General features: G+C 41.8%; 12 protein-coding genes. 8 read left to right on the top strand and 4 right to left on the bottom strand.

Going from position 1 to position 24,477, the window contains the following annotated elements:
• Window positions 1-9: 9 nt before the first annotated feature.
• On the bottom strand, window positions 10-4,128 hold the full coding sequence (locus DN752_RS04880; RefSeq protein ID WP_162633118.1) for a hybrid sensor histidine kinase/response regulator transcription factor: 4,119 nt from the start codon (window positions 4,126-4,128) through the stop codon (window positions 10-12).
• A 133-nt stretch (window positions 4,129-4,261) separates the two neighbouring features.
• Here DN752_RS04880 and DN752_RS24385 point away from each other — a divergent pair, with 133 nt between their 5' ends.
• From DN752_RS24385 to DN752_RS04850, 7 genes are all read left to right on the top strand, one after another.
• Window positions 4,262-4,405: a hypothetical protein gene (locus DN752_RS24385; protein WP_162633117.1), complete on the top strand. Its 144-nt coding sequence runs from the start codon at window positions 4,262-4,264 to the stop codon at window positions 4,403-4,405.
• Window positions 4,406-4,663: 258 nt separating this feature from the next.
• On the top strand, window positions 4,664-5,899 hold the full coding sequence (locus DN752_RS04875) for a glycoside hydrolase family 88 protein (protein ID WP_245949461.1): 1,236 nt from the start codon (window positions 4,664-4,666) through the stop codon (window positions 5,897-5,899).
• Between the two features lie 92 nt (window positions 5,900-5,991).
• Entirely contained in the window at window positions 5,992-9,150 is a 3,159-nt protein-coding gene (locus DN752_RS04870) for a SusC/RagA family TonB-linked outer membrane protein (protein ID WP_112782914.1), read from the top strand.
• Between the two features lie 28 nt (window positions 9,151-9,178).
• Window positions 9,179-10,810 carry a RagB/SusD family nutrient uptake outer membrane protein gene (locus DN752_RS04865; protein ID WP_112782913.1) on the top strand — a complete coding sequence of 544 codons (1,632 nt, stop codon included), beginning with the start codon at window positions 9,179-9,181 and terminating at the stop codon, window positions 10,808-10,810.
• A 234-nt stretch (window positions 10,811-11,044) separates the two neighbouring features.
• Window positions 11,045-12,622 carry a sulfatase family protein gene (locus DN752_RS04860; RefSeq protein WP_112786420.1) on the top strand — a complete coding sequence of 526 codons (1,578 nt, stop codon included), beginning with the start codon at window positions 11,045-11,047 and terminating at the stop codon, window positions 12,620-12,622.
• A 137-nt stretch (window positions 12,623-12,759) separates the two neighbouring features.
• Window positions 12,760-14,316, top strand: a complete 1,557-nt coding sequence (locus DN752_RS04855; RefSeq protein WP_112782912.1) for a DUF4955 domain-containing protein — start codon at window positions 12,760-12,762, stop codon at window positions 14,314-14,316.
• Window positions 14,317-14,363: 47 nt separating this feature from the next.
• Complete coding sequence (locus DN752_RS04850) at window positions 14,364-15,533, top strand: glycosyl hydrolase family 28-related protein (RefSeq protein ID WP_112782911.1); 1,170 nt, start codon at window positions 14,364-14,366, stop codon at window positions 15,531-15,533.
• A 338-nt stretch (window positions 15,534-15,871) separates the two neighbouring features.
• Here the strand turns inward: DN752_RS04850 and DN752_RS04845 are convergent, their stop codons facing one another.
• The 3 genes from DN752_RS04845 to DN752_RS24875 form a co-directional block, all read right to left on the bottom strand.
• Entirely contained in the window at window positions 15,872-16,171 is a 300-nt protein-coding gene (locus DN752_RS04845; protein WP_211324132.1) for a hypothetical protein, read from the bottom strand.
• A gap of 621 nt (window positions 16,172-16,792) precedes the next feature.
• On the bottom strand, window positions 16,793-20,587 hold the full coding sequence (locus DN752_RS04835; RefSeq protein ID WP_245949460.1) for a hybrid sensor histidine kinase/response regulator transcription factor: 3,795 nt from the start codon (window positions 20,585-20,587) through the stop codon (window positions 16,793-16,795).
• A gap of 26 nt (window positions 20,588-20,613) precedes the next feature.
• Entirely contained in the window at window positions 20,614-20,961 is a 348-nt protein-coding gene (locus tag DN752_RS24875; RefSeq protein WP_245949459.1) for a ligand-binding sensor domain-containing protein, read from the bottom strand.
• 327 nt (window positions 20,962-21,288) lie between these two features.
• Here DN752_RS24875 and DN752_RS04830 point away from each other — a divergent pair, with 327 nt between their 5' ends.
• Window positions 21,289-24,462 carry a SusC/RagA family TonB-linked outer membrane protein gene (locus DN752_RS04830; protein ID WP_112782909.1) on the top strand — a complete coding sequence of 1,058 codons (3,174 nt, stop codon included), beginning with the start codon at window positions 21,289-21,291 and terminating at the stop codon, window positions 24,460-24,462.
• Window positions 24,463-24,477: the final 15 nt, after the last annotated feature.

The raw sequence follows: 24,477 nt of genomic DNA, 5'->3' as shown, positions 1-24,477 counted from the left end.
ACCGTTTTACTACTGGGGTTGATTTTTACTGGTAAGTTCGTCCTGTTTTTTAGAGGTTTTGTATTTTGATGGGCTTATTCCGTAGGTTTTTTTAAACGATTCCCTAAAGTATTTTGTGTCCGAGATACCGACCTTTTGGGCGATGTCCGATATCCTAAAATTGGAATTTAGCAGGAGCTGGGCGGCAACCCTCACCCTTACATCCCTAATAAATTCAACGGCTGTTTTACCCGTTAGGCTTTTTAGCTTTTTATAGTAAGAGGACTGACTCATGGCCATGCTCCGGGCCAATGCCTGTACATTAAACGTGGGATCTTCTACATATTCCTCGACAATTTTTATGGATGATTCGATAAAATCTTTTTCTTCGTTTGGTATATCCAGGTCGTAATGTTCCTGTAATATTGATTTTTCATAAAATTCCTGAAGCCTGATTTTATTGATAAATATATTCTGGATCTTGGCCTGTAGGATTTTAGGATTAAAAGGTTTGGCAATATAATCTGTAGCCCCAATGACCAATCCTTCGATTTCGTATACTGCGGCGGTCCTGGCAGTGAGCAATATAAAGGGTATGAAGCCCAATGATTTGTCTTCATTGACTTTTTGGCATAAAGTAATCCCGTCCATTTCAGGCATCATCACATCACTTATAATTAAATCAATAGTCGATTGCTTGATAAGTTCCAGTGCTTCTTTCCCGTTTTCGGCACAGAAAATCGTAAAGCTATTCATCAACAGTTCTTTGAGGTACTGGAGCAAGTCGGGGTTGTCGTCTACCAATAATATTGTATAGGGGTTGTTCTGGGCATTTTTTAATTCAATTTTACTTCGGTCTTTTTGAATATCGTAATCTTTATAGAAGGTGTGCTCAGCGTTGGGATCGATGTCTTCGAGGATTTGCTCCGGACTCAGATGTTCCTTCCCAAAGGGAAGCTTGATTACGAAACAGGTGCCTTTTTGAAGCGCACTTTTCACGACTATTTCCCCACGGTGCAGGTCAATCAAATCCTTTACCAAGGAGAGCCCGATACCAGTCCCTGATACCGATAGCGTCTCACTTCTAAAGGTTTGATGGAATCGATCAAATATTTTGCCCGTTTCTTCCGGTGTCATACCTGTCCCGTTATCGGTAATGGAAATGGTTGCAAAATTGTTTGCCAGATTATTGTTGGCAAATTCTGCATTACTAGTAGTGGATCCCGTATAGTCTACATCTATTTTAATAACACCACCTTCATGGGTGTGCTTGAAAGCATTGGATAATAAGTTGGTAAAAACCATTTCCAATTTGTCCCGATCATAAAAAATGGGGATCTCATGATCAATGCTCTTAAAGGTGTATTGAATACCCTTTTTTTCGGCTTTTAGTTTGAAAACCAAATATATTTCATTGATAAATTGTGAAATGTCCCCTTCTGTAGCTCTTAACTGGGTGTTTCCAGTCTCCGTTTTTCTGAATTCCAATAACTGATTGACCAGATGGTACATTTTTTTTGATTGGGAATACAGCAAATGTACCTTTTCCTTTAGGGTATTGCTCTTCCATTCATGGGAAATCAATTCTTCTGCGGGGCCTAGAATGAGTGTTAGAGGTGTTTTTAGTTCATGGGATATGTTTGTAAAAAATTTGAGTTTTAGGTTGTAAAGGTGCTTTTCATTTTCGGTGTCCAATTGGTTTTGTAACAATTTTTTCCTCATCTCAAACTGGGAGGACTTGAACTTCCAAAACACATAAATCAATCCGGCCACAATTAAGGAGTAGAAGAAGTAGGCCCATTTTGTCATCCACCAAGGTGGTAAAACAATGATTTTTAGCCTTGCCTGGGAAACGGACTGTCCTTTGGAAGTAGGCTTGGTCCTTACCATAAAGGTATAATCACCTGGGGCTATATTGTTATAATTGGCAAACCGTTGGTTGCCGGCAGAGATCCATTTGTTGTCAAACCCTTCCAGTTTATATTGAAACTGCGTTCTCTCCGGCGTGGTAAAGTTAATTGAAGTATAATTGATCGTAAAGTTGAATTGAGGAGGCTGCAACGTTATTTCGGTCATATTGGATACGTTCCTTGTGACTTCATTTTTACCTTTGGCCAGCTCCTTGTCGAAAATTTTTATGGAGGTTATATACAGCGGGTTACTTCCCTGATTATGGATTAAGTTATTTGGGTCGAAGATATTGAATCCATTAATGCCCCCGAACATCAAGTCTCCATTGGATGTTTTTAAGAAACTATTATAATTAAACACACTGCTTTGTAAGCCGTTTTTGATGCCATAGTTTGTAAAATCTTCATTTTGGGGGTTGAATTTAGATAGCCCGTTATTGGTGCTAATCCATAAGTTCCCGCTATCATCCTTTAAAATTCCATAGATGAGGTTGTTTGGTAGGCCATTGGCCGTATGGTAAGTTTTTACTTGGTTGTTGATGTCATTATACTTGATGAGACCATGACTTGAGGTCCCTAGCCAATATAAGCTGTCGTTTTCTGTAAATAAGGAATGTACGGTGATTTCCTGGTCCAGTATATCGGATTTTATGGGGATGGCTTTGAATGTCTTCTGATTGACATTGAACTCTATCAGTCCTTTGTTAGTGCCCAACAAAAGTAAGCCAGCACGCTTTTCATGGATGGTGAAAACGGTCATGTTTGCGTACCAAGACTCATTGTCATATCTTTCAAATTCGCCTCCTCCTAAATATTGGTTCAATCCCCCTTCGTTGGTCCCAATCCAGATTCTACCGCTTTTGTCTTCAAATAGGGACATGACAGTATTGTTGCTAAGGCTGTTTTTGGAGCTGTTTTGATGTTTAAATAACCGGTACTCCCCTGTTTTGGGATGGTACTTTTCCAATCCGTGATAGTGCAGTCCTATCCAAAGGTTGCCGGCCTTGTCCTTTATGATTTTTTTAATGTTTGCGGGTGGTTCGTTAGCAGGCCTGTAATCGACTTTTTTGAATTGTCCCGATTTCCTATCAAAATAATTTAATCCTCCACCTTCAGTACCAATCCAAAATTCATTGGGCTCATCTTCCACAAAGGAACTAACAATATTATTGCTTAACGCAAATTTGGTTTCAGAGCTGTAATAATGGTTAAAAGTGACCAAGTTGCGATCAAAAAAGTTGACTCCCCCTGCCCAGGTTCCTATCCAAATATTATTATCATTGTCCTCTAGGATATCATAAACTGAATTATGGCTGAGGCTATAGAGATCTTGAGGTCTGTGGATATACTTTGTTGTTTTTTTGCTACTGGGGTTGATGATATAAAGACCGTTTATGGTGCCTACCCAAACCAAACCATTGGCATCTTTGACTACTTTTCGCACTGCAGAGGTAAAGCTGTGAATGTTGTTTTCTGCATTTATGAATTTATATTCGGTAAATGAAGCACTGGACTTGTCCCATTGAAAAAGCCCGATGGGAGAGGAAAGCAGTAATTTATCTTTCAGCTTATGGAAATCTACGTGGAAATTATAAGGGATAAAATGACTGTTGTAATCAAATACCTTTTCTAACTGATCCGATGCTATATTATAACGATAAATACCATCAGGTGAAGCTGTCCAGATCACCTCTTCTTCGATGTATGAGCTGATTACGGGCTGGCTTACCAAGCGATTTAATTTGAGATTACCATTTTCCTCATAGTTGAATTTTAACGAGAATAGTCCCTTCTTGCTGCTTAATAGAATCTCATTGTTTTTGCTTTCGGTAATGTGGGCTATCCTCAATCCCTCCAAAATCTTGTCCTTATCTACTACCCTGATGATTTTGTCGAGGTCTTCATTATAGATAGAAACCCCCTTAAGCGTGCTGATCCATAAATGGTGGGCACTGTCCTCAAATAAAGAGGAAACCCAATTGTCCCGCAAGGTGGAGTCGTTGTGGAGCTCATTATGGTAGGTCTTGATGACTTCTCCGTCAAACTTATTTAATCCATCCCTGGTTCCAAACCAGATAAAACCCTTGTAATCCTGTAGGATGTCAATAACAGACGAACTGCTCAGGCCATCTTCCGTTCCAATTTTCTTGAATTTTAGATTTGTAGTTTCTTGTGCTGTAATGCGCGAAACAAAGCATGATATTACCAGGACAGTTAGTAGATATGTCCATCTATCCATTCTCATCATAGTGGTTGGGTGCTTGGCAGATAAAAAGTTAGAACTTTAAATCAAAATTAACCTTAATATATGTTGAAAAAAGTTTTTTAGAGGGACTTGATGAATCTCTCCCCCTAAAAATCCCAATTTACCCATGTTATGGTTTGTCCTAATGGAGCGTCCTTTGGATAACCTATCCGCAGACCAGTCCAGATTGGATGGAAGGAAAGACAGGTCTGTGCCCACATTACAAAAGAACCTAGGGGTATTGATCAGGACACCCAGTATATTGTTTTAGTAGTGAGAAGTGGCTGCAGGGATAGTTCTGCTTGGCTACTTACCATATACTAGGGTATATACTCTTATTTAAGAGGGGAGGAATTCGTTTAAAGGGATGTAGAGGTTGAAAATATGGTTTTAAATGATCTAAGTTTAGGGTGTTGAAATCATTGATAAACCTAATCGTAACCTTGTAAATGAAAAATATGTCACTCTTTTTTAGGGGGGGATTAAAAATAACCCCAGTTTTTACACCACTTTCTTAAGTTGTCTATTATTGACTTTACTTTTTGAAACGGCATGTAGTAGTTCGGCCAAATCCGGTTATAGTGATAACAAGGAGCAAAAAGATACACAAAGAAAGTTGCCTATCGCACTTAGCTCCCAGTTATCAAAAGCAGCCGATCATTATGCAGCATTGGTCACGACTGCAAAGAAAAACAACAAAATCCCCAGAAGTGTGGAGGAGGATGGTGAGATGATGTGGGTCCATGATGGCTTTGATTGGACAGAAGGGTTTTTCCCAGGCTCTCTTTGGTACCTATACGCCCTTACTGGCGATCAAAAATGGAAGGCAGATGCGGGGTTTTTCCAAGAGCTGATCAAAGAGGACAGGTTTTATTCCAACCATGATCTGGGCTTTGTGTTTAACAATTCATTCGGAAATGGACTGCGGCTTACAGGCCAGAAGTCATATGAAAAGGTTCTAGTAGATGCAGCCAATACTCTTTTGGAGAGGTATGACCCCAAAGTAGAGAGCATTAAATCATGGGACACGGATAAGGGCTGGCAGTCGGAGAGGGGCTGGCAATACCCTGTGATCATAGATAATATGATGAATTTGGAGTTGCTTTTTGAGGTTTCCAAACTCACTGGGGATCCCAAGTACGCAGATATAGCTATCAAGCACGCCAATACAACCTTGGCCAATCACTTCAGGGATGATTATAGTTCCTACCATGTAGTGGATTACGACTCCCTAACTGGAGCAGTCCGCAAAAAGGAAAGAGCACAGGGAGCCGCCCATGAATCATCTTGGGCAAGAGGACAGGCATGGGGCTTATATGGATTTACCATGTGCTATAGGTATACTAATAACGAGACCTATCTGGAGCAAGCAAAAAACATCGCCAGTTTTATCTTGAGTAACCCAGAAATAAAAAGCAATAGCATTCCTTTTTGGGACTATGATGCCCCTGGAATTCCCAATGAGCCCAAGGATGCTTCAGCTGCGGCAATCACCGCTTCCGCACTGATAGAACTGAGCAATTATCTGGAGGAAGGTTATTTGGACAGTGCCAAAGAAATGATCTCTACCTTATCAGGTTCCAAGTATTTTGCCCAGAATGGAGCGAATCACCACTTCCTGTTAATGCACTCTGTGGGGAGTATCCCGCATGGAGCCGAAATCGACAAGCCGCTAAATTATGCTGATTATTACTATTTGGAAAGTTTGTTCAGATTGAAGAACAAGGGTATAACTGCTATTGATACTGCTGGTCATCAAAATTAAGCGTAGCTCTCGGAGCTTTCAAATTTGATTTCAGTTTACTCTTAACACAATCAATTACTAAACCCAATTAATTTTAACCTAAACAATTAATCATGAGTTTTAATTTTACCCAACATCGCAAAAAGGTGTTTTTTGCGATAGCTACCTTAATCGCGATAGGTATTTTCCCTATTGGAAACACCTTCGGTGGAGAAAGCGAAAAAAACGGTATTCCCAGACACCCTCACGTGGATTCCGAAGGATTATCGAAGACCAGTTCCGTTAAGAATGACCAAGCTACAGTCACCGGAACGATAACTGATGAAAATGGAGAAGCCCTGCCCGGTGTCTATGTTTTAATAAAAGGGACATCCAATGGGACAGTGACCGATATTGATGGGAATTATTCCATCGAAGCTCCCGATACGCAGGTAACACTGGTCTTCAAAATAGTAGGGTATGTTACCGAAGAAATAAAGATCGGAAACCAGACTACCATTGACCTGAAGATGAAAGAGGACTTGAAGTCTCTCGAAGAGGTGGTGGTCGTTGGCTATGGCTCAGAAAAAAAGATCAACCTCACCGGTTCGGTAAGTAGTATTAGCAATCAAGACATTGAATCAAGACCGATTACCAATATAAGTGCGGGTCTTTCCGGATTGGCCGCAGGGGTTCAAGTTTCACAATCCAATGGGGGAATCGCCGGTGGAGATGGAGGAACTATTAGAATTAGAGGGGTTGGGACATTTAATAATGCCAATCCACTAATAGTGGTGGATGGAATACCTTCAGAAGGTACGGGCATTATGAATGACATCGACCCGAATGACATTCAGGACATCTCCATACTTAAAGACGCTGCCTCTGCGTCAATTTATGGTTCGAGAGGTGCAAATGGCGTGATATTGATCACTACGAAAAGAGGGCAGGAAGGGAAAGTTTCTGTTTCCTATAATGGCTATGCCGGTTGGCAAAAAAGTACCCGTAACCCGGATTTTGTTAGTGATATGGCTACATATATGGAGTATGCCAATATAAACCGGGGAACGGAGATTTTCAATCCTTCAGATATTCAAGCGTGGCGTGAAAACGCAAACGATCCATTGCTTTACCCAAATGTAGACTGGTATGGAGAACAAGTGGGAAATATTGCCAAAATCCAATCCCATTCCTTTTCTGTTACAGGAGGGACCAAGTCTACTCAATATAGGTTGTCTATGAACTATTTAGATCAGGACGGTCTCGTGCAGGACAATAATATAAAAAGGTACGGTGTTCGGACAAACCTCCAATCAGAGATTGCCAAAGGGTTCAAAGTTGGTGGGGACATTTTTTTTAGGTGGTCAGATATTATTCCCAATTCCCTTGGTTCAAACACGATCGACCTTGGGACCGTTCCTGGCATCCCAAGTATGCAACATCCTGATGGAAGGTGGGGAGGTGCCCAACACCCCGCTGTAGGAACAGTGACAAATCCACATGGTCAAGTTTATAATAAAAATGATAATATTAATCAGAAACGAATCTTGGGGAGTGTTTTTGCTAGTTATGAGATCGTGAATGGGCTGACCGCAACAGCCAAATTATCCATGAATTATAACAACCAAATGAGGAACACATTTAACAAAAGATGGGATTTGTGGGACTTTCAGCGGGATATCATAACACGAGAATTTGGGCTGTCCTCAGGTAGATCATCCACCTCCCGACAAGATCAAGATTACCAACTTACCACCAATTTCCTATTGGAATACCAGCGTTCCATTAATGACCACAACTTCAAACTCTTGGGAGGTTATGAGCAGTTGAATTATAGGGATGATTATGTGTCGGTTACCAAGAACCAATACCAGAACAATGAGGTCACTGCCATAGACGCTGGTTTATTGGTGGCCGGAGCGAGTGGAAACACCGTTGAATGGGCTTTGCGGTCATATTTTGGAAGAATGAATTATAATTTCCAAGAGAAATATTTTGCCGAAGTGAACTTTCGGGCGGATGGATCTTCGCGCTTTAAGGAGGGAAATAGATGGGGGTATTTCCCCGCGTTTTCTGTAGGGTGGAACATTGCCAAAGAGGACTTTATGCAATCCATAGGAGCCGTGGACAATTTAAAATTAAGGGCCTCATGGGGAAAACTGGGGAATAACAGAATAGGCAATTATCCCTACCAGCCCACCTATTCCCTAAACCAAAATTATGCTTTTGGGGGAGAAGTCTATACAGGTATAGCCCAGACTTCCTTGGTCAATGAAGATATCAAGTGGGAAGAAACCACTACCACTGATATAGGATTGGATGCCGCATTCTTTGAAGGAAAGTTGAGTTTTACATTTGATTATTTCAAAAGGGAAACCGATGGTATTCTTACCGGGTTGCCAGTACCCCAGTTTTTGGGTAATAAGTCCAATCCAACAGTCAATTTGGCGTCTATGGTAAATAAGGGGGTAGAGCTAAGTCTGGGTTACAGAACCAGGATTGGCGAAGTGGACTTTGATGTTTCGGGAAATGTTACCCGTTTACAAAATGAAGTGACCGATTATTTTGCTGACATCCAAACAGGAGGAACGCAAATCGGATACCCTTACCAGTCATATTATGGGCTTGAAGCTATTGGTATATTTCAGTCAGAGGATGAAGTGGAAAATGCTCCGCGGCATCAAAACAACACCTCTCCTGGTGACATAAGGTTTAAGGACCAATTGACCGAAGATACCAATAACGATGGGATTCCAGATGCAGGAAACGGGGTGATCGATAGTAACGATAGGACAATTATTGGAAACAGGATCCCGGGATTTACCTACGGGGGAAAAATAGGATTGGGGTATAAGGGATTTGATTTTGGACTGGTAGTTCAGGGAGTTGCCGACCGAGATATCAATACCTTTGGGATTGGAGTAAGACCTATTGAATGGAGTGATAGAGGCGTCCTTCACCAACGATGGATTGATGATGCGTGGTCACAGGAAAATCCTGATGGAGAACTTCCGAGGTTAAACCAAGATGCCATGCAGGGACTGAACGGCAATACCTCTTCTTTTTGGGTAAAGGATGTTTCTTTCTTTAGAGTGAAGAACCTTCAGCTTGGTTATAGCCTGCCCCAAGCAGTTATCAACTCCCTGAAAATACAAAAACTAAGAGTTTATTTCAGTATCGAAAACCTCATGACTTTTACCAATGAGGAATGGGGATTCGATCCAGAGACCGTTTCCGCAGATCAGGTACCTAACGTGCGGACGACTACTATCGGATTAAACATACGATTGTAACGAAACTGAAATCTAAATAATAGAAACCATGAAAGTAATTAAATATATCACTATTCTAGTGCTACTATTGACACAATTCTCTTGTGATGAGGATTTTTTGGAAAAATCCCCAAACAATGCGCTTTCTGCATCATCATTTTGGTCTAACGAATCCGATGCAAAAGCAGGGTTAACGGCCATATATGATGCACTTGAAACGGGAAATGAGAGTATTGGATGGGCTACAATGGGACTGTTTGATCTGTTTACCCCATTGGGGAATTCAAGAACGGGGTTTTATCGACAAATCGCTGAAGGAAACCATAACCCGAACAATAGGGCAGTCAATGAACTATGGGAAAACATGTACCGTGGTGTGGTGAGGGCCAATGACTTCCTTGATCATATTTATGAAATCCCCTTTGAAGGCGAAAATGGAGAAGTAAGAAAAAATGTGATGATAGGCGAAGCGAAGTTTTTGCGGGCAATGTATTACTACTTATTGATAGAGGTTTATGGAGACGTTCCATTGTTTACTTCTGTACCATCCATAGAGGATGCAGATGCTTCAAGGGCACCTGTCTCTGAAGTGGTAGCGCTAATGAAAGAAGACTTGGAAACAGCCATTAATCAACTCCCTCTTCCCGGAGATGAGGAAACTGGCAGAGCTACTAAAGGAGCTGCCCTGGCGTTAAGGTTAAAGTTGGCATTGTTTGAGAAGGATTGGGCAGGAGCTGCCAATGCTGCTGAAGAGGTTATGACCCTTGGATATGAACTTGAGCCTGAATATCCTAACGTCATCAATGTGGATAATGAAAACAATAAGGAAGTAATATTTGATGTAGAGCATGTTTTTATGAATGAATCAGAATCCGGGGGGAATTTTGAAAAAATGTACGCCTTTCGGAGTGCTTCAGGAGATGGCTGGTCTTGGGTGCAACCAACTAGCTGGTTAGTAGAACAATTCGAAAGAACAATTGAAAACCCCGAAGAAGGAGTTGATTTTGATAATGAGGACCCAGATAGAATTCCCGACGAAATATATGAATATTTTGAAGGAAGGGATCCACGGTTGGACCAAACCATCTTACGTCCTGGCTCACATTTTATTGACAAAAATGATCAGGATATTCTTTATCCACATGATTTTCAGGCAGTAAACCATTCTCAAGTAGGGATGCATATGAGGAAGTATGTGATTCCTGGAGCTGAATCTTCCCAAAGCCGTGATTCCCCTTTGGACTATATCATATTTAGGTACGCAGATGTATTGTTAAATTACCTTGAAGCAGTGGCCATGAGAGATGGAGGGGCAGGTAATCTATCACAGGGTATATTGGACAGAACGATCAATGCCGTGCGATCAAGGGCATCAGAGGATCTCCCACTCTATACAGCCGGTAATATTACGATGGACGATATCTACAGAGAAAGGATTGTAGAGTTGGCCATGGAGGGTTGGTCGTATTTTGATATGAAGCGAAACGGGATGATAGAGCTAAATGATGGCTTTGAAGTGCATGGACTTACAGTGGATGCAGGTAAGGATGTTAGTTTCAATCCCAATGTTATTAACCAAGTAAGGTATTTTGATCCAGAAGTACACTATTTGTGGCCTATTCCTACTTCCGAACTGGAACGAGGAGAGAACCTGACCCAAAACCCAGGCTACCCAGAATAGTCAGTGCGGCTGTCCCGGAGGTTGTCACTATATCCAAAGAAGGATGGTCAAGTTAATATTTGGGACAGTCTTACTTTAACCCGGTTTATGCATTAGCTTAATTGATTTTCTTGCACTGGTAGCTCTTCCCGACATCTGTCAGGACAGGCTACTACCATTCCTAGTGCATAAACTGGGTTTAAATAAAAAAAGGAATAAATCTGTAAATGAAACAACTACGATAGCGGTATGATAATGGATAAACTAGTTTTACCTATACATAAATTATGCATAGAAGGCACAAAGGTCAATTTGATACTATTGAGCTTGTTGCCACTGTGCTTCTTAGGGTGTAATCAGCAGGCGGCAAAAAAGGATACCACTCCTCCAAATGTCATCTTCATCTTTCCTGACCAATTCAGGAATTTCAGCCTTGGGATTTGGTCAGAACCAGGTTATGACGAGTTCATTCCTGGCGATCCAGACCCTGTTTCTACACCTGCCCTTAATCAGCTAGCTTCAGAATCAGTGGTGTTTAGCAATGCGGTAAGTAACTTCCCTCTATGTAGCCCTTACCGTGCGATGATGCTTTCGGGTATGTACCCCAACTCGAATGGTGTCAATGCAAATTGTCGGAAGGACAGGGACGTATCACTGCGAACAGATGCTGAATGTATGAGTGATGTGTTTTCCAAGGCAGGTTATGCCGTTTCGTATTTTGGTAAAGCGCACTATTTGAAAAATGACCCTGTGTTCAATAAAGAAGGCACCTATGTAGGGACTACAGATAAACCGGGAGGATATTATATAAATGATTATGATACTTATGTCCCTCCAGGTCCTGATCGGCACGGTATTGATTACTTTGTCCAAATGATTAAGGATGATCATTTTAACCCAATTGTTTATTCGAGTGACCCAAAGGTGGTAGCTGGCAAAAAAGATGGAGAGCAATATCTACCACATCGGTTTTCGGCAGAATTTGAAGCTGAAAAAATCATGGATTATCTGGACAATACACATGGTCAAAGAAATCCAGAACAGCCATTTTTTATGATTTGGTCGCTTAATCCGCCACATAACCCTTGGACAGAAGAAAGTACCAAGATGGAATATTTTGACCAATACACTGAAAATGGAGAAGTAAAATTGGATGGATTACTGAAAAGAGAAAATGCTGAGGATACAGTAGGAGACTACGCGCCTTATTATTTTGCCAACGTAAGTGCGGTGGACCACTACATAGGTCAGGTTATGGATAAGCTTGAGACTTTGGGATTATCAGAGAATACCATAATAGTTTTTTCTTCGGATCACGGCGAGATGTTGGGGAGCCATGGTAAAGAAGGAAAGCTGGTATTGGAAAATGAATCGTTGAACATCCCTTTTATGATCAAGTGGGGCAAGAAGCTTACCCATAGGGTCGAAGACTTGGTTTTAAGCGTACCCGACGTACTGCCCACATTGGTTTCACTGGCAGGGTTTGATGAATTGATCCCATCGGAGGTACAGGGACAAAATCACTCCAATGTAATCTTGGGAGAAAATAGCCATTCTGATGATGAAAATTATGCACTTATAATGAATTATGATTCAAGAGGCCTTTACTCGAAAAGCCACACCTTTGTGGTAAAAGCGAAGGGTGGAGTCATACAAGAAAAGTATTGCTATGATAATCAGAATGACCCATATCAACTTCATAAAGTACCTTTTGATGAGCTTCCAAAAGCACTACAGGACAGACTAAAATCCAGACTCCAAAGATTATTGAAGGAGACCAATGATAGTTGGTATGTGGAAAAGGTAGGGGATGGTTTCTTGGAATATTCATGAAAATAGACCACCAATATCGTTTCTTGCCAAGCTCACCATGGCATACCTAAAAAAATTAGCCCTGAATTGGAGGATTTTCGGAGGGAAATTGTACCCCTTCTCATTTAGGGTAGTTCTTTATTTTCAATATTGAAATTATGAAAGCCAAGATATTTATTTCGTTAATGTTGTTAGTTCTTTGCAGTAGGGTCCACTTGCGTGCACAAGAAACCTCTATCGCCAAAATGGTGGAGAAGCTCCCTGATTTCTCCTATGCCGGTTATGGGTTTGGACAGAAAAACCTGCCCACAAAAATTGATTTGCCCATTTATCATGTGGGAGATTATGGGGCTATTCCAGACGATGGTAAATCTGATTTCAAGGAAATACAGAAAGCCATTGATGCTGCAGAGATCACCGGGGGAATTGTTAAGTTTCAAAAGGGACGGTACTTGGTAAATGAACAGCAGGGCAATGAGGAAGGACTGGTAGTGGAGGCCGGAAATATTATTTTAAGGGGGGCTGGAAATGGCTCTAATGGTACATTACTTTTTATGAGATGGGAACTTGAACCTCGTGATCCCAAAAAAATATACAGTACTCCTGCGATGATACAATTTAAAGGCTCCTCCGAACAGGTTTCACTTGGAGGCTTGGAAGAAGATGTGCGAGAAGGGGATTTCGATATTGTACTAAAAAATACAAGTGCCCTAAAATCAGGTGATTTTATCCTTTTGTCAGCGGTGGGGACATTTTTAAATGAGGGTCTTATGGAAGGAAAAGAGAGCAGACCCATTTGGAGTCGACTAAACGAAAGAGGAGCCGCAGTAGATGAGATGCATCAAGTAAAAGATGTAAAAGGCAATGTCGTCTCCCTTCATGCTCCAGTAACCATGGCCATGGATAGCGCTTCACCGTGGGAAGTTTTCGAGATTAACCTCATTGAAAATTGCGCTGTAGAAAACATCCATTTTGTAGGAAACTTTAAGGAGGGATTTGTTCACCATAAGAACGCTTTACATGACTCTGGATTTACAGGGATTAGCATGCAGCGGACTTTTAATTCCTGGATTAAGCATACCAGCTTTAGCAATGTTAGTGCAGCCGCCAGCTTTTCCAGTTCATTATGTGGTACTTTTCTGGCCAACAAGGTGGAAGGTAACGGAGGGCATTCCAGTTTTGGATTCCATAACAGCACAAGGGGCTTAATGGCATATTGTGAGGACGCTGCGAATGCTTGGCATGGCCCAAATGCGTCACACCGCTCCGTTGGATCTGTGGTTTTCAGGTTTAAAGGCATAAATAGAGGCATTGATTTACATGGGGATTTTCCTAGAAATACCCTGTTTGATCAATGTCAAATGGCAGGATTTGATGGGGATGATGTGGGAAAGGCCAGTCACGGGGCCAATTATAAAAACTTACCTAACCATTTGGGAGGATTGGTTATCTGGAACTTTACACAAACGGATAGACCAAGACCGAACTTTGATTTTTGGGAACTGTATGAAGATGATCCTGAAAAGCTTTATGGCCCCCTTACCGCTGTCAATCCCGTAATTGTTGGATATGTTGGTCAAGGAACCAGCTTTGTTCAATCCAGTGTAGGCAGGATGGTCTCTTGGGGCAAGCACGTGGAGCCGGAGTCGCTTTTTATATATCAAAAGCAATTAAGAGGACTGGAAATCCCGGAATATTTAAAAATTGACGATTGACAGATTAAAATCATTGAAATAAATTAATAACCTAAACAAACAACCCAATGAACCCAAAATATTTAATTGTAGTCCTTATCGCCTTAAGTGCATGTACACTGGTGGAGGAGAAAAAAATAGGTGAAGAATCCCTGCTTTGGTCACGTGTAATTGGTGACCCTGGAGTGGCTATCGACAATAGCAAGCTGGATGCGGATTATCCCCAAATGGAGCGGTGGGGATCGGCAGGGGCCCGGAACGGAATTCCCTTTAAGGATAGTTTAGAAATGGGAATAACCGTAAATAGCATGAATAGCTCCGGAATTAATGCTGCCATTGCCCAATGTCCATCTGGAAAATACGTTTTTTTGCCCAACGGTACCTATACCATCGATGGACAAGTTGACTTAAAGAAGGATGTATATTTAATAGGTGAAAGTAGGGAAGGTGTAATTTGTAATATCACCATGACCAGTGGGAATGCGTTTTATTTTGATGGTGATGACTCCAATTCTGGAATATATGACCTTACTATTCAGGGAAGTTGGGGCGAACCTCAATATGATTGGAATATGGGGCTAGGCAGCGGAAATACCGAGTTGCCTAATAACAGTAATGTTTCAGTAAAATTTAAAAATGCCATTGACTGTTTTCTTGATAATGTAAAAATCATGAACAGTGCCATGCATCCTGTATGGGTTAATGCCACACATATTACTTTAAGAAATTTACATATTGATGGTGTACACAATAAGGGTGGCGGAGCCCAAGGCTATTTTATGGTCCTTAATGGTGATAATCTGGTGACAGGTTGTTATATGACCCACTTAAGGCATTTTTCCATTCAAGGCGCCAATGCAAAATACAATGTCGTATATGGAAACTCATTTGACCAAGAGGTTAGTTTTCACACTGGCGACGGTGGAGACAACCTGATAGAAAATAATGTTATCAATCTTCCCGCAGATATGTGGGAGAATTATTATGCGATTATGGGGCCTTGGTCCATACAGCACGATCTTTCTGAAAAGCCCAATTTTATTTATAGAAACCAATGTTACCATCATAATATGTCCGAAGGTCCATTATCACCTTGGAGTGACAGTAGCGTGGTTTATTATGGGCCTCATATGGTGAAACCAATTGGCCATAATCCTATTTTGGAAAACTTTACGCCCTACCAAGGAGGAACCCCAACGGGAGGAACCTTATATCCCATTGATATTCCATCAAATTAGGCCCGTATACAATACCGTTTAGTTAAGGGTTTTTTGTAAATCAAAAAGAACCAGTGATACCAAATATGCACTAACCAAACAGCATTGAACCCGGGTTAATAATGGTTTAGTAGAGGCTATGGTGGATTTTGGCTAGATCTGAATATAGGGAAGGGGCATCTTTAAATAACATTACTAATAAGCCCTTGTTGCAAATTTTTGCTGAGTTTTGCCTCAATATTGTGTGTCAAAAAAAATGAAAGTAAAACAAAAAGTCGCCTTACTCTCCTTGGGTGGAGGATATTCGGCTGTTGTCTGGTATATGAGATCAATAAGGGCACACCTAGGTTTAGGGGGAGTCAACCAAGCGTATAGTAAGTGGCTCTCCCTTTGCCTTGTTTTTTGATAAGGTTTTGGCCTGCCATTTCAGTGAGGATTTCATAAGTTTTTGTGTTTTTTAAGTCCAATAAGATCGTAGCCTCTTTCCTTGAGATTTTTCCTTTTTCAAGTAAATATAAAAGGATGGTCTGTTTTTCTTTCTCTAATCGTTCGTAATCCTGTCTTATTGATTGGTCTTGCTCAATACTTTCCTTTGAGGATGGTGTTATCTGTCTTCGAATAAATTCAATGTCAAAATAAAAAACAAGGTGAAATTTCAACTTGTTTTGGCTTGTGAAGCTCACGGTAAGTGGATAGAGCTCTTTTTTAGAAGAAAGGGAAATGTTAGAGAAGCTTAATCTTTTAGGAAAGCTTGGTTAATCATGCATAGTGGTGTCTAGAAAAAACACCACTATGCATGATTTTGGTATGATTGAAAGAATCGGACTCGACAAAGGTGGAAGCAGGAAAATATGGAGGAAATAAAGAATTACTTGTTAGAGTCCATGTCCTTCAATGTCAGGTGTTTCAATGATGTTCTTGAAGTTTTTTTTCGGATTGGGATTGGACTTGTCAACATATAGCGATAAATGTGTTAACCTCACCATTGGAATGCCTAGGCATTGTAGAAAGATGCCCTGACAAAGACAGGATACTCTTTTTGCACATCCATTTGCCCCAAATCTCGGGGAGTGAATTGCTGGAATGGTTAAACCCGGAATATGCATTAGCCTATCTGTTGCGACCTGAAACTGCTTCAAAATCAGTCGTTTCACTTTAGTTTTCGGCATTAGCGTAGCGGTGCTACGCTAATGCCTCCAAACTAACTGATTTTCTTGCAATTTCAGCTCTCACTACGATTCCTAATGCATAATCGGGGTTAAAGGGATGGAAAGGGAGTGTTAGCTTCCAAACTTTGATTTGGAATACTGTCTTGGGCTACATCCAAATTGCTTTTGGAAGCATTTGCTAAAGTACTTGGGATTATTGAAACCAACCATATAGCTAATCTCTGAGATTTTATATTCACTTTGTAAGAGCAACTGTGCGGCTCTTTTTAGTCTAAGGGTCTGGATGAACTCATTTGGAGTATGATCGGTGGTGGCTTTTAATTTGTCAAACAACACAGTCCTGCTCATACCCATTTCTTGGACAAACATCGTAACATCAAAATCTGGATTGTCCATATGTTTCTCGGCAATCTGGATGGCTTTTTCCAGCAATGCTGTATCTGCTGGACTGATGGATATCTCGGAAGGCATGATTTCAGGTTTTAATTTAAAAGCTTCCTTGAATTTCTCTCGGGTGTGGAGCAGGTTTCGTATTTTGGCAATCAAAAGGTCCAAGGGAAATGGTTTGCTCAAATAATCATCTGCCCCAGATGAATAGCCTTCCCGTTGGTAGTCGTGATTACTTCGGGCAGTCAAGAGCAAAACAGGAATATGGCTTGTTTTGATTTCTTTTTTTAGTAAAGAACACAATTCCACACCGTCCATTTCAGGCATCATTACATCTGAAATAATGATATCAGGCAAACGCGAAGTAGCCACTTGAAGACCCTCCTTCCCATTGGAGGCAGTTAGGATCTGGAAATGGTCCTTTAAAGCAGACTTCATAAGGGAAAGAAGCTCTTCATTGTCCTCCACCAATAATAATTTCTTGGTCTTTAGTGCCGCATCTACGGAAGTACTATCGTTTTTTGGATTAAAGGAGGCGAGCATATGTAAATCCAACGTGGACAGCTCCTTTTCCAATGTAGGCCTTTCTGATCTTCCTGTGGTGGGAACGGGCCTTATTTCATGAGGTTTAAAGTGCTCCATACCACTTCTTAGAAATACTGAAAAAACAGTACGGACATCAGGAATACTGGACATGCTGATTTTTCCATGGTGAAATTCGACAATGTTCTTGCTCAACGATAAACCTATACCGGTACCTGCTGTGATGTTGCGATGGGTGTCTTCAATTTGGAAAAAACGTTCAAATATACGGTCTTGGTATTCCAAAGGTATGCCCTTGCCATTATCTTCAACCATGATTTCAATTCCTTCAATATCGGTGTTGCCTTCAGTTAGGCTACGGTTTTTAACCTGAACGGATATTTTTCCACCATTCGGTGTAAACTTGAAGGCATTGTAACAGAGATTGTAGGCCACTTTTTCCATTTGGTCAAGGTCAAACCAGATTTTTTTGGGCAAGTGATTGTCCATAATTAATCTAAAATCGATGTTCCGTTGTTTCGCCAGTGCTTCAAAGGAGGCAAAAACACTTTTGACAAAACAAACGGGGTCGTTTTCCTGGACCTCCAGTTTTAGATGCCCAGTTTCCTGTTTCCTGAATTCCAATAGTTGATTGATAAGCCTGAGTAAGCGAGAGGCATTGTTATGGATCGAGTTTAATTGCTGATGGATTTGATGGGAGAGGTCTTTTTGACGGATAAGCTGCTCAAGGGGCAGCTTGATAAGCATTAACGGCGTCCTAAGCTCGTGGGAGATATTGGTAAAAAACCTCAGTTTGAGTTGGTTGATCTCTTCCTGTTTTTGGTTTTCAAGGCGTTCAAAGCGAAGGTCGTTTTTCATCTTGATCCGGAAACTAATGATAGATTTGACGAAATAGGCAATCAGGAGAAAAAGGACAATATATACCCAAAAGGCAATGGTGCTTTTGTACCAAGGAGGTAGTACTGACAGGCGTAACGTGCGTTCCTCTGAGCTTTGAAGACCATTTTCAGATGTGCTCTTTACCTTGAAGTTATAGTTACCGGGCAACAGGTTGGAATAAGCAGCATAGCGCCTAGAGGCATCGGTGTGCACCCAATCTTTATCGAATCCCTCTAGCATGTAGGCGTATCCGATTTTTTCCTGTTGGTTAAATTCCATGCCACTGAATTCCAGTTCAAAACTGTTATGGTCATCGTAGAGGGTCAGCTCATCCGTGTAACTAATACTATTGACAAGCAATACATTTTGCTCCACCGTATCGCCAGGATGGACCAAACGGTTAAGTACGCGGAGTTTGGTCAATACAGGCTTTTTGGGGCTTTGTGGGAGACCTATCTGTTCTGGAAGGAAGGCATTAAAGCCATTGGTACCGCCAAAATACATTTTTCCATCGATTGATTTGAATGCAGATCCTAAATTGAACTCATTCGACTGTAAACCATCCTCGGCTGTATAGTTTTTGAAAGTACCCATTTCTGGATTAAAGGAAGACAACCCTTTTACCGTACTGATCCAGAGTTGTCCACTGTCATCCTCCAATACGGCTTTGATTACATCACTGGGAAGTCCATCTTTTTCCCTAAAATGAATGAAATGTCCTGTAGCAGGATCCAATCGGTTCAGGCCTCCTCCAAAGGTACCTACCCATATGGCCCCGTGTTGGTCTTCATGTAGCGAAGTGATAATGTCATGGCTAATGCTTTGGGGATTGGACGGGTCGTGTTTATAATACACGAAAGTTTCTGTCTCAAAATCATATCGATTAAGTCCCCCTCCATAGGTGCCAATCCAAAGCCTGTTCTTGGAATCCACCAAAAGTGTGCGAATATCGTTGAAACTAGGAGTTCGTGGGTTGCTTGGACGATGGAAGAAATGTTCAAATTGCTCCGTGTTGGGGTCAAATCTGTTCAGTCCTCCTCCATTTGCCATGCCTATCCATAAGCTGCCGTTTGCATCTTCGGCAATGGCCCAGATTTCATCCTTGCTTAGCGAAGTGCTATCAAGAACATCATGGTGATATGCGTTTATTTTGTGCAAAGAAGGGGAGTATTGGTAGAGCCCTGAGCCATCCGTGCCTATCCATAGTTGGCGGTGACTGTCCTCAAAAATCACCTGAACATTGGTGGAGCCCTGTCCAGTATTCTTGTTAAGGGGAACCTCATGAAAATTGTTGGAGTCATCCATTTTCACATTTAAGCCTCCATTGAACATTCCGACCCAAAGGTTTTCTTGATGGTCGATAAGGATTGATTTGACCATTTTTCCAGATAAACTTCCCCTGTCATTGGCCTGTGGACGATAATGCTCAAAGTGCTGGGAAGAGGGGTTGATTTTGTTCAGCCCTTCACCAGAATACATACCGATCCACAAATTCCCATTTACATCCTCCAGCATGGTATAGACCGATTTTCCGTTCAAACTGTAGCTGTCACTGGGATTGTCATCGTAATGAAAGACGGTAGAAGTTATAGTTTCGTAGACAAAAAGGCCGCCTCCCAAGGTTCCGATCCAGATATTGCCTTGTTGGTCTTGTAAAAAGCTGGTGATGTTTTCCTCTTCCAGCCCAGACGAGGTTTTAAAAGGTTGGAACGATTCACTACCTGAAGTTTTTATAAAAACCCCGTGATTTTCGGTCCCTACCCAAAGGTTTTTTTCATGATCCTCAAAGAACCCCTTTACAGACCTGACCTTACTCCCGTGGTGATCAATATCTACGGAGGAAAAGGATCCTGTTACCGGGTCGATTAGCTGGGCTCCATGGTCATAAGTACCTATCCATATCTGCTGGTCACTGTCCTGAAATAACTGCCAGATATTGTTGTCAGCCAACCTTGAATTGTCTTTGGTATAATGGGAGACTTTGAGCTGGCCCACTAGCTGGTCCAAGTGATGAAGTTCAGATGAATGCGGCAAATTGACCTTATATATACCATCCGTCAAGGTGCTGACCCATATATTTCCCTGGTGATCGATCAATAAAGAGCCTGTTTTTTTTGAATCAATCAGTTCACTGTTTCGCACAGAACAAAAGGAAGCGGTAGTAGGGTCATAGATGTTGATGCCCCACCTTCTGTACTGATCCAGATATACCCGTTTTTATCCTGGACCAATCCCCTGATCACGTTGTTGTTGAGGCTGTTTGGGTTTTGGAATTGGTGTTTGTAAACGGTGAATTGATAGCCATCAAACCTGGCCAATCCATCATCGGTTCCAAACCATAGGTAGCCCATGTCATCTTGGAGAATGGCCAAAATGGAATTTTGGGGAAGACCGTCCTGCGAAGTAAAATGGGTGAATTTATAGAAAGGGTGGCCCGTGCCCTGGCCAAGTAATGCTGTACATGTCAACATCAAGAGGAATATTGAAATGCAAGGGCGATATAACATATCATCTGTAAACGTCATTGAACTTTCTAAACTAATTTTTTTCACTGATATTTTGGTGGATGCTGATAGGGAAATTTATTTCCCGTACGATTTTATCCCTTTTTAAGTACAATATTTCACCTTACCGGACTTTTGGTGCCCTTTTTCAGGATCCCTGATACCCATAATTGAAAATTTCCCTTGCTAGCTTTGTTAGGTAAGCAATTGTTAGCGATCAGCAACTGTACAGTTACCACTTCAAAAGCTTTCATCATCTATTACACTTACCATCACACTATAACCCAAAAAGATATGTACTGGAAAAATTACTTGAGAACATGTCTGATATTGCTTTTAGTGTTTTTTTCCGAAGGGCTTGCTGCCCAGGATAAAGACATCACAGGCATTGTCTCGGACATCAGCACAGGGGAAACGATCCCCGGAGTGAATATTTTAATAGACGGCACCTCTCAAGGTACCGTAACGGATTTGGATGGAAGGTTTTCCATCGCTGCCAACACGGGAGATGTCCTGGTATTTAGCTATATAGGCTATGTTACCAAAAATATCACCATCGATAATGAATCCAATATTAATGTTGGTATGGAAACAGACTCCAAGCAACTGGACGAAATCGTCGTTATCGGATATGGTGAGCAATCCCGCGAGACACTGACTTCTTCTGTGGCCAAGCTCGACAAAAAGGTACTGGAGAATATTCCTTTTCCTAATGCGGCTTCGGCATTGAAAGGAACGGTGTCAGGCGTGAGGGTACAGACCACCACTGGACAGCCGGGAGCAGCTCCTAGGATCATTGTTAGAGGAGGAACCTCTATCAATAACCCCAATGGTGCCGAACCACTATACATTATAGACGGGGTGATCAGGAGCAATATGAATGATATCAATCCTGATGATATAGAATCACTGCAGGTGTTGAAGGACGCTGCAGCGACGGCCATTTATGGAGCCAGGGGGTCAAACGGAGTAGTAATCATCACCACCAAGTCCGGAAAGGTGGGCAAGACATCGGTTACCTATCGGTTCAATATCGGTGCTTCGCAGATGTGGAACCAGTATGATATGGCATCTGCAAGGGACTATATCTATTTTAACAGAAAAGGTGTCTTGGCTACCTCCGAAAAACACCCTGAACACCTTTTTAGGTTGGATTTGGCCAATGGGTTTGGTATAGGAAACGACCTTTCCAATACCACTGCATTTACCCCACAGTACCTCACCTCCGAAAATGAATACAAACTCAATGAGGGCTGGCAATCCATGCCAGATCCAGCCAACCCTGATGAAACCATCATTTTTTCGGAAACTGATTGGCAGGATATACTTTTTAGGACAGCGGTAAGCCAAAATCACTATATAAACGTCAGTGGGGGATCAGAAAAGGCAAGGTATGATATAGGAGTGGGCTATCTAGATAATGAAGGAGTTGCCATCAATACGGATTTCAAACGGTTTACCACCCGTATGAATGGGGACATCCAAGTGAACGACAAATTGGGCGTATATGGAAGGTTGAATTTTACCTCCAGTTCCAATAGTCAAGTATATAGTGAAAACCAGCTTTTTCAAAGGGCCTTGGGACTTCCTCCAACTGCGAAACTATACTATGAGGACGGAACCCTAGCCCCTGGCCAGAATAGAAGTATGGGGAATCCCCTGTACCAGCTTGGTCGGGTCGATGCACTCAATGCCACCCACAGAATGACTTTGTCAGGAGGAGCCAATTGGGAGATTTTTAAGGACTTTACCTTTGAGCCAATGGCTTCCTTGTATTATGTACAGACGACTGAAAATAGTTTCCAAAAATCTTACTACAATGGCCCGACGCAATTTGTGGACTCCCGGAATGCTTCGGCTTATAATTCCACTTATTGGCAGAAACAGTTTGATGGTGTATTCAGCTATCAGAAAATGCTGGGACTCCATAATTTCCAGTTTAAGCTGGGTGGGTCATACTACGATAGACAAAACTATGTGGCCAGCGCATCTGGAAGGGGCGCTGCATCTGACCTGATCCCAACACTAAATGCATCAGCAGAGCCAACTGCAGTGAGTAGCTCTTTGAGCCAGCAGGTCATTATCGGATATTTTGGTAGGGTCAATTATGACTTTGACAAAAAATACCTGTTTTCCTTTACGGCCCGTTACGATGGGGCATCCAATCTGGGATCCAATAATTATTGGGGATTTTTTCCGGGAATATCTGCCGGATGGAACTTGCACCGGGAAGCGTTTTGGACAAATATGCCAGAGACATTTTCGTCATTCAAGGTAAGAGCTTCCTATGGTGTGAACGGGAACATCGGTAACCTGTCAGATTTTCATGCCCAAGGCTTGTATTCTGTTGGCAACAGGTATAATGATCAAGCGGCGATCCAAAATAACAGAATGGCCAATCAGGACCTACAATGGGAGCGATCAGGAACATTTGACATTGGGTTGGATTTGGGATTGTTCAACGACCGGGTGAGCTTGATTGCTGACTATTATAACCGATTGACAGATAATCTTTTGACCAATTTGGAACTGCCACAGTCTACTGGCTTTAGCAGCATCCTGACCAATTTGGGTTCCCTACGAAATGAGGGGGTAGAAATGGAAGTAGGTGCAGCAATCATCCAAAAACAGCATTTTGCCTGGAATGTTTCTGCAAACGCCTCCTACAACATTAATACTGTAGTGGAGCTGCCAGAGAATGATAACGAGAACAATCGGATAGGCGGTGTCTTGGTATATGATCAAGTGACCGGCCAATACACATGGAAAGGAGGCTTGCAGGAAGGTGGTTATATCGGTGATTTGTTTGCTTATCAACAGCTTGGCGTGTATGCAACAGACCAAGAGGCCGCAGAAGGACCTTATGATGAACTGGTGCCGGGAACCGACAAAAGCAAATTTGGAGGGGATGTGAATTGGGCAGACTTGGACGCAAATGACTCTATCGATAGTAGAGACAGGGTATATGCAGGAAATATCTATCCCAAATGGACGGGCGGATTTACCAATACATTTAACTACAAGGGGCTTTCGCTCACCATTCGTACTGATTTTGCACTGGGACATACCATTTACCATGAAACGAGAGCAAGGTTTAACGGTCAGTATCAGGGAGATATAGGGATATTGGAGGAAACGACTACTTCCTGGCAGCAACAGGGAGATGTGACCGATATATCACGGTATTATTGGGCAGACCAATTGGCACAAAACAATTCATTCCGTGGCAATACCTTCTACTATGAGAAGGGAGATTATTTGGCCATAAGGGAGTTGACATTGAGCTATACCCTACCAAAAAAGTGGGTGAATGCCCTGAAAATCGGGAATGTAAGGACTTATATGACAGGGTCCAATCTATATTATTTTACCCAGTATACGGGCCTGAACCCTGAAGAAGGTGGGACGGATTCTGGAAGGTATCCCATTCCACGAAGCTTTTTGTTCGGTGTGAATGTCAGTTTTTAACCCAAAACGAAAAAT

The sequence above is a fragment of the Echinicola strongylocentroti genome (assembly GCF_003260975.1).
Classification (GTDB): domain Bacteria; phylum Bacteroidota; class Bacteroidia; order Cytophagales; family Cyclobacteriaceae; genus Echinicola; species Echinicola strongylocentroti.
This window is presented reverse-complemented; position numbering and strand designations above follow the sequence as displayed.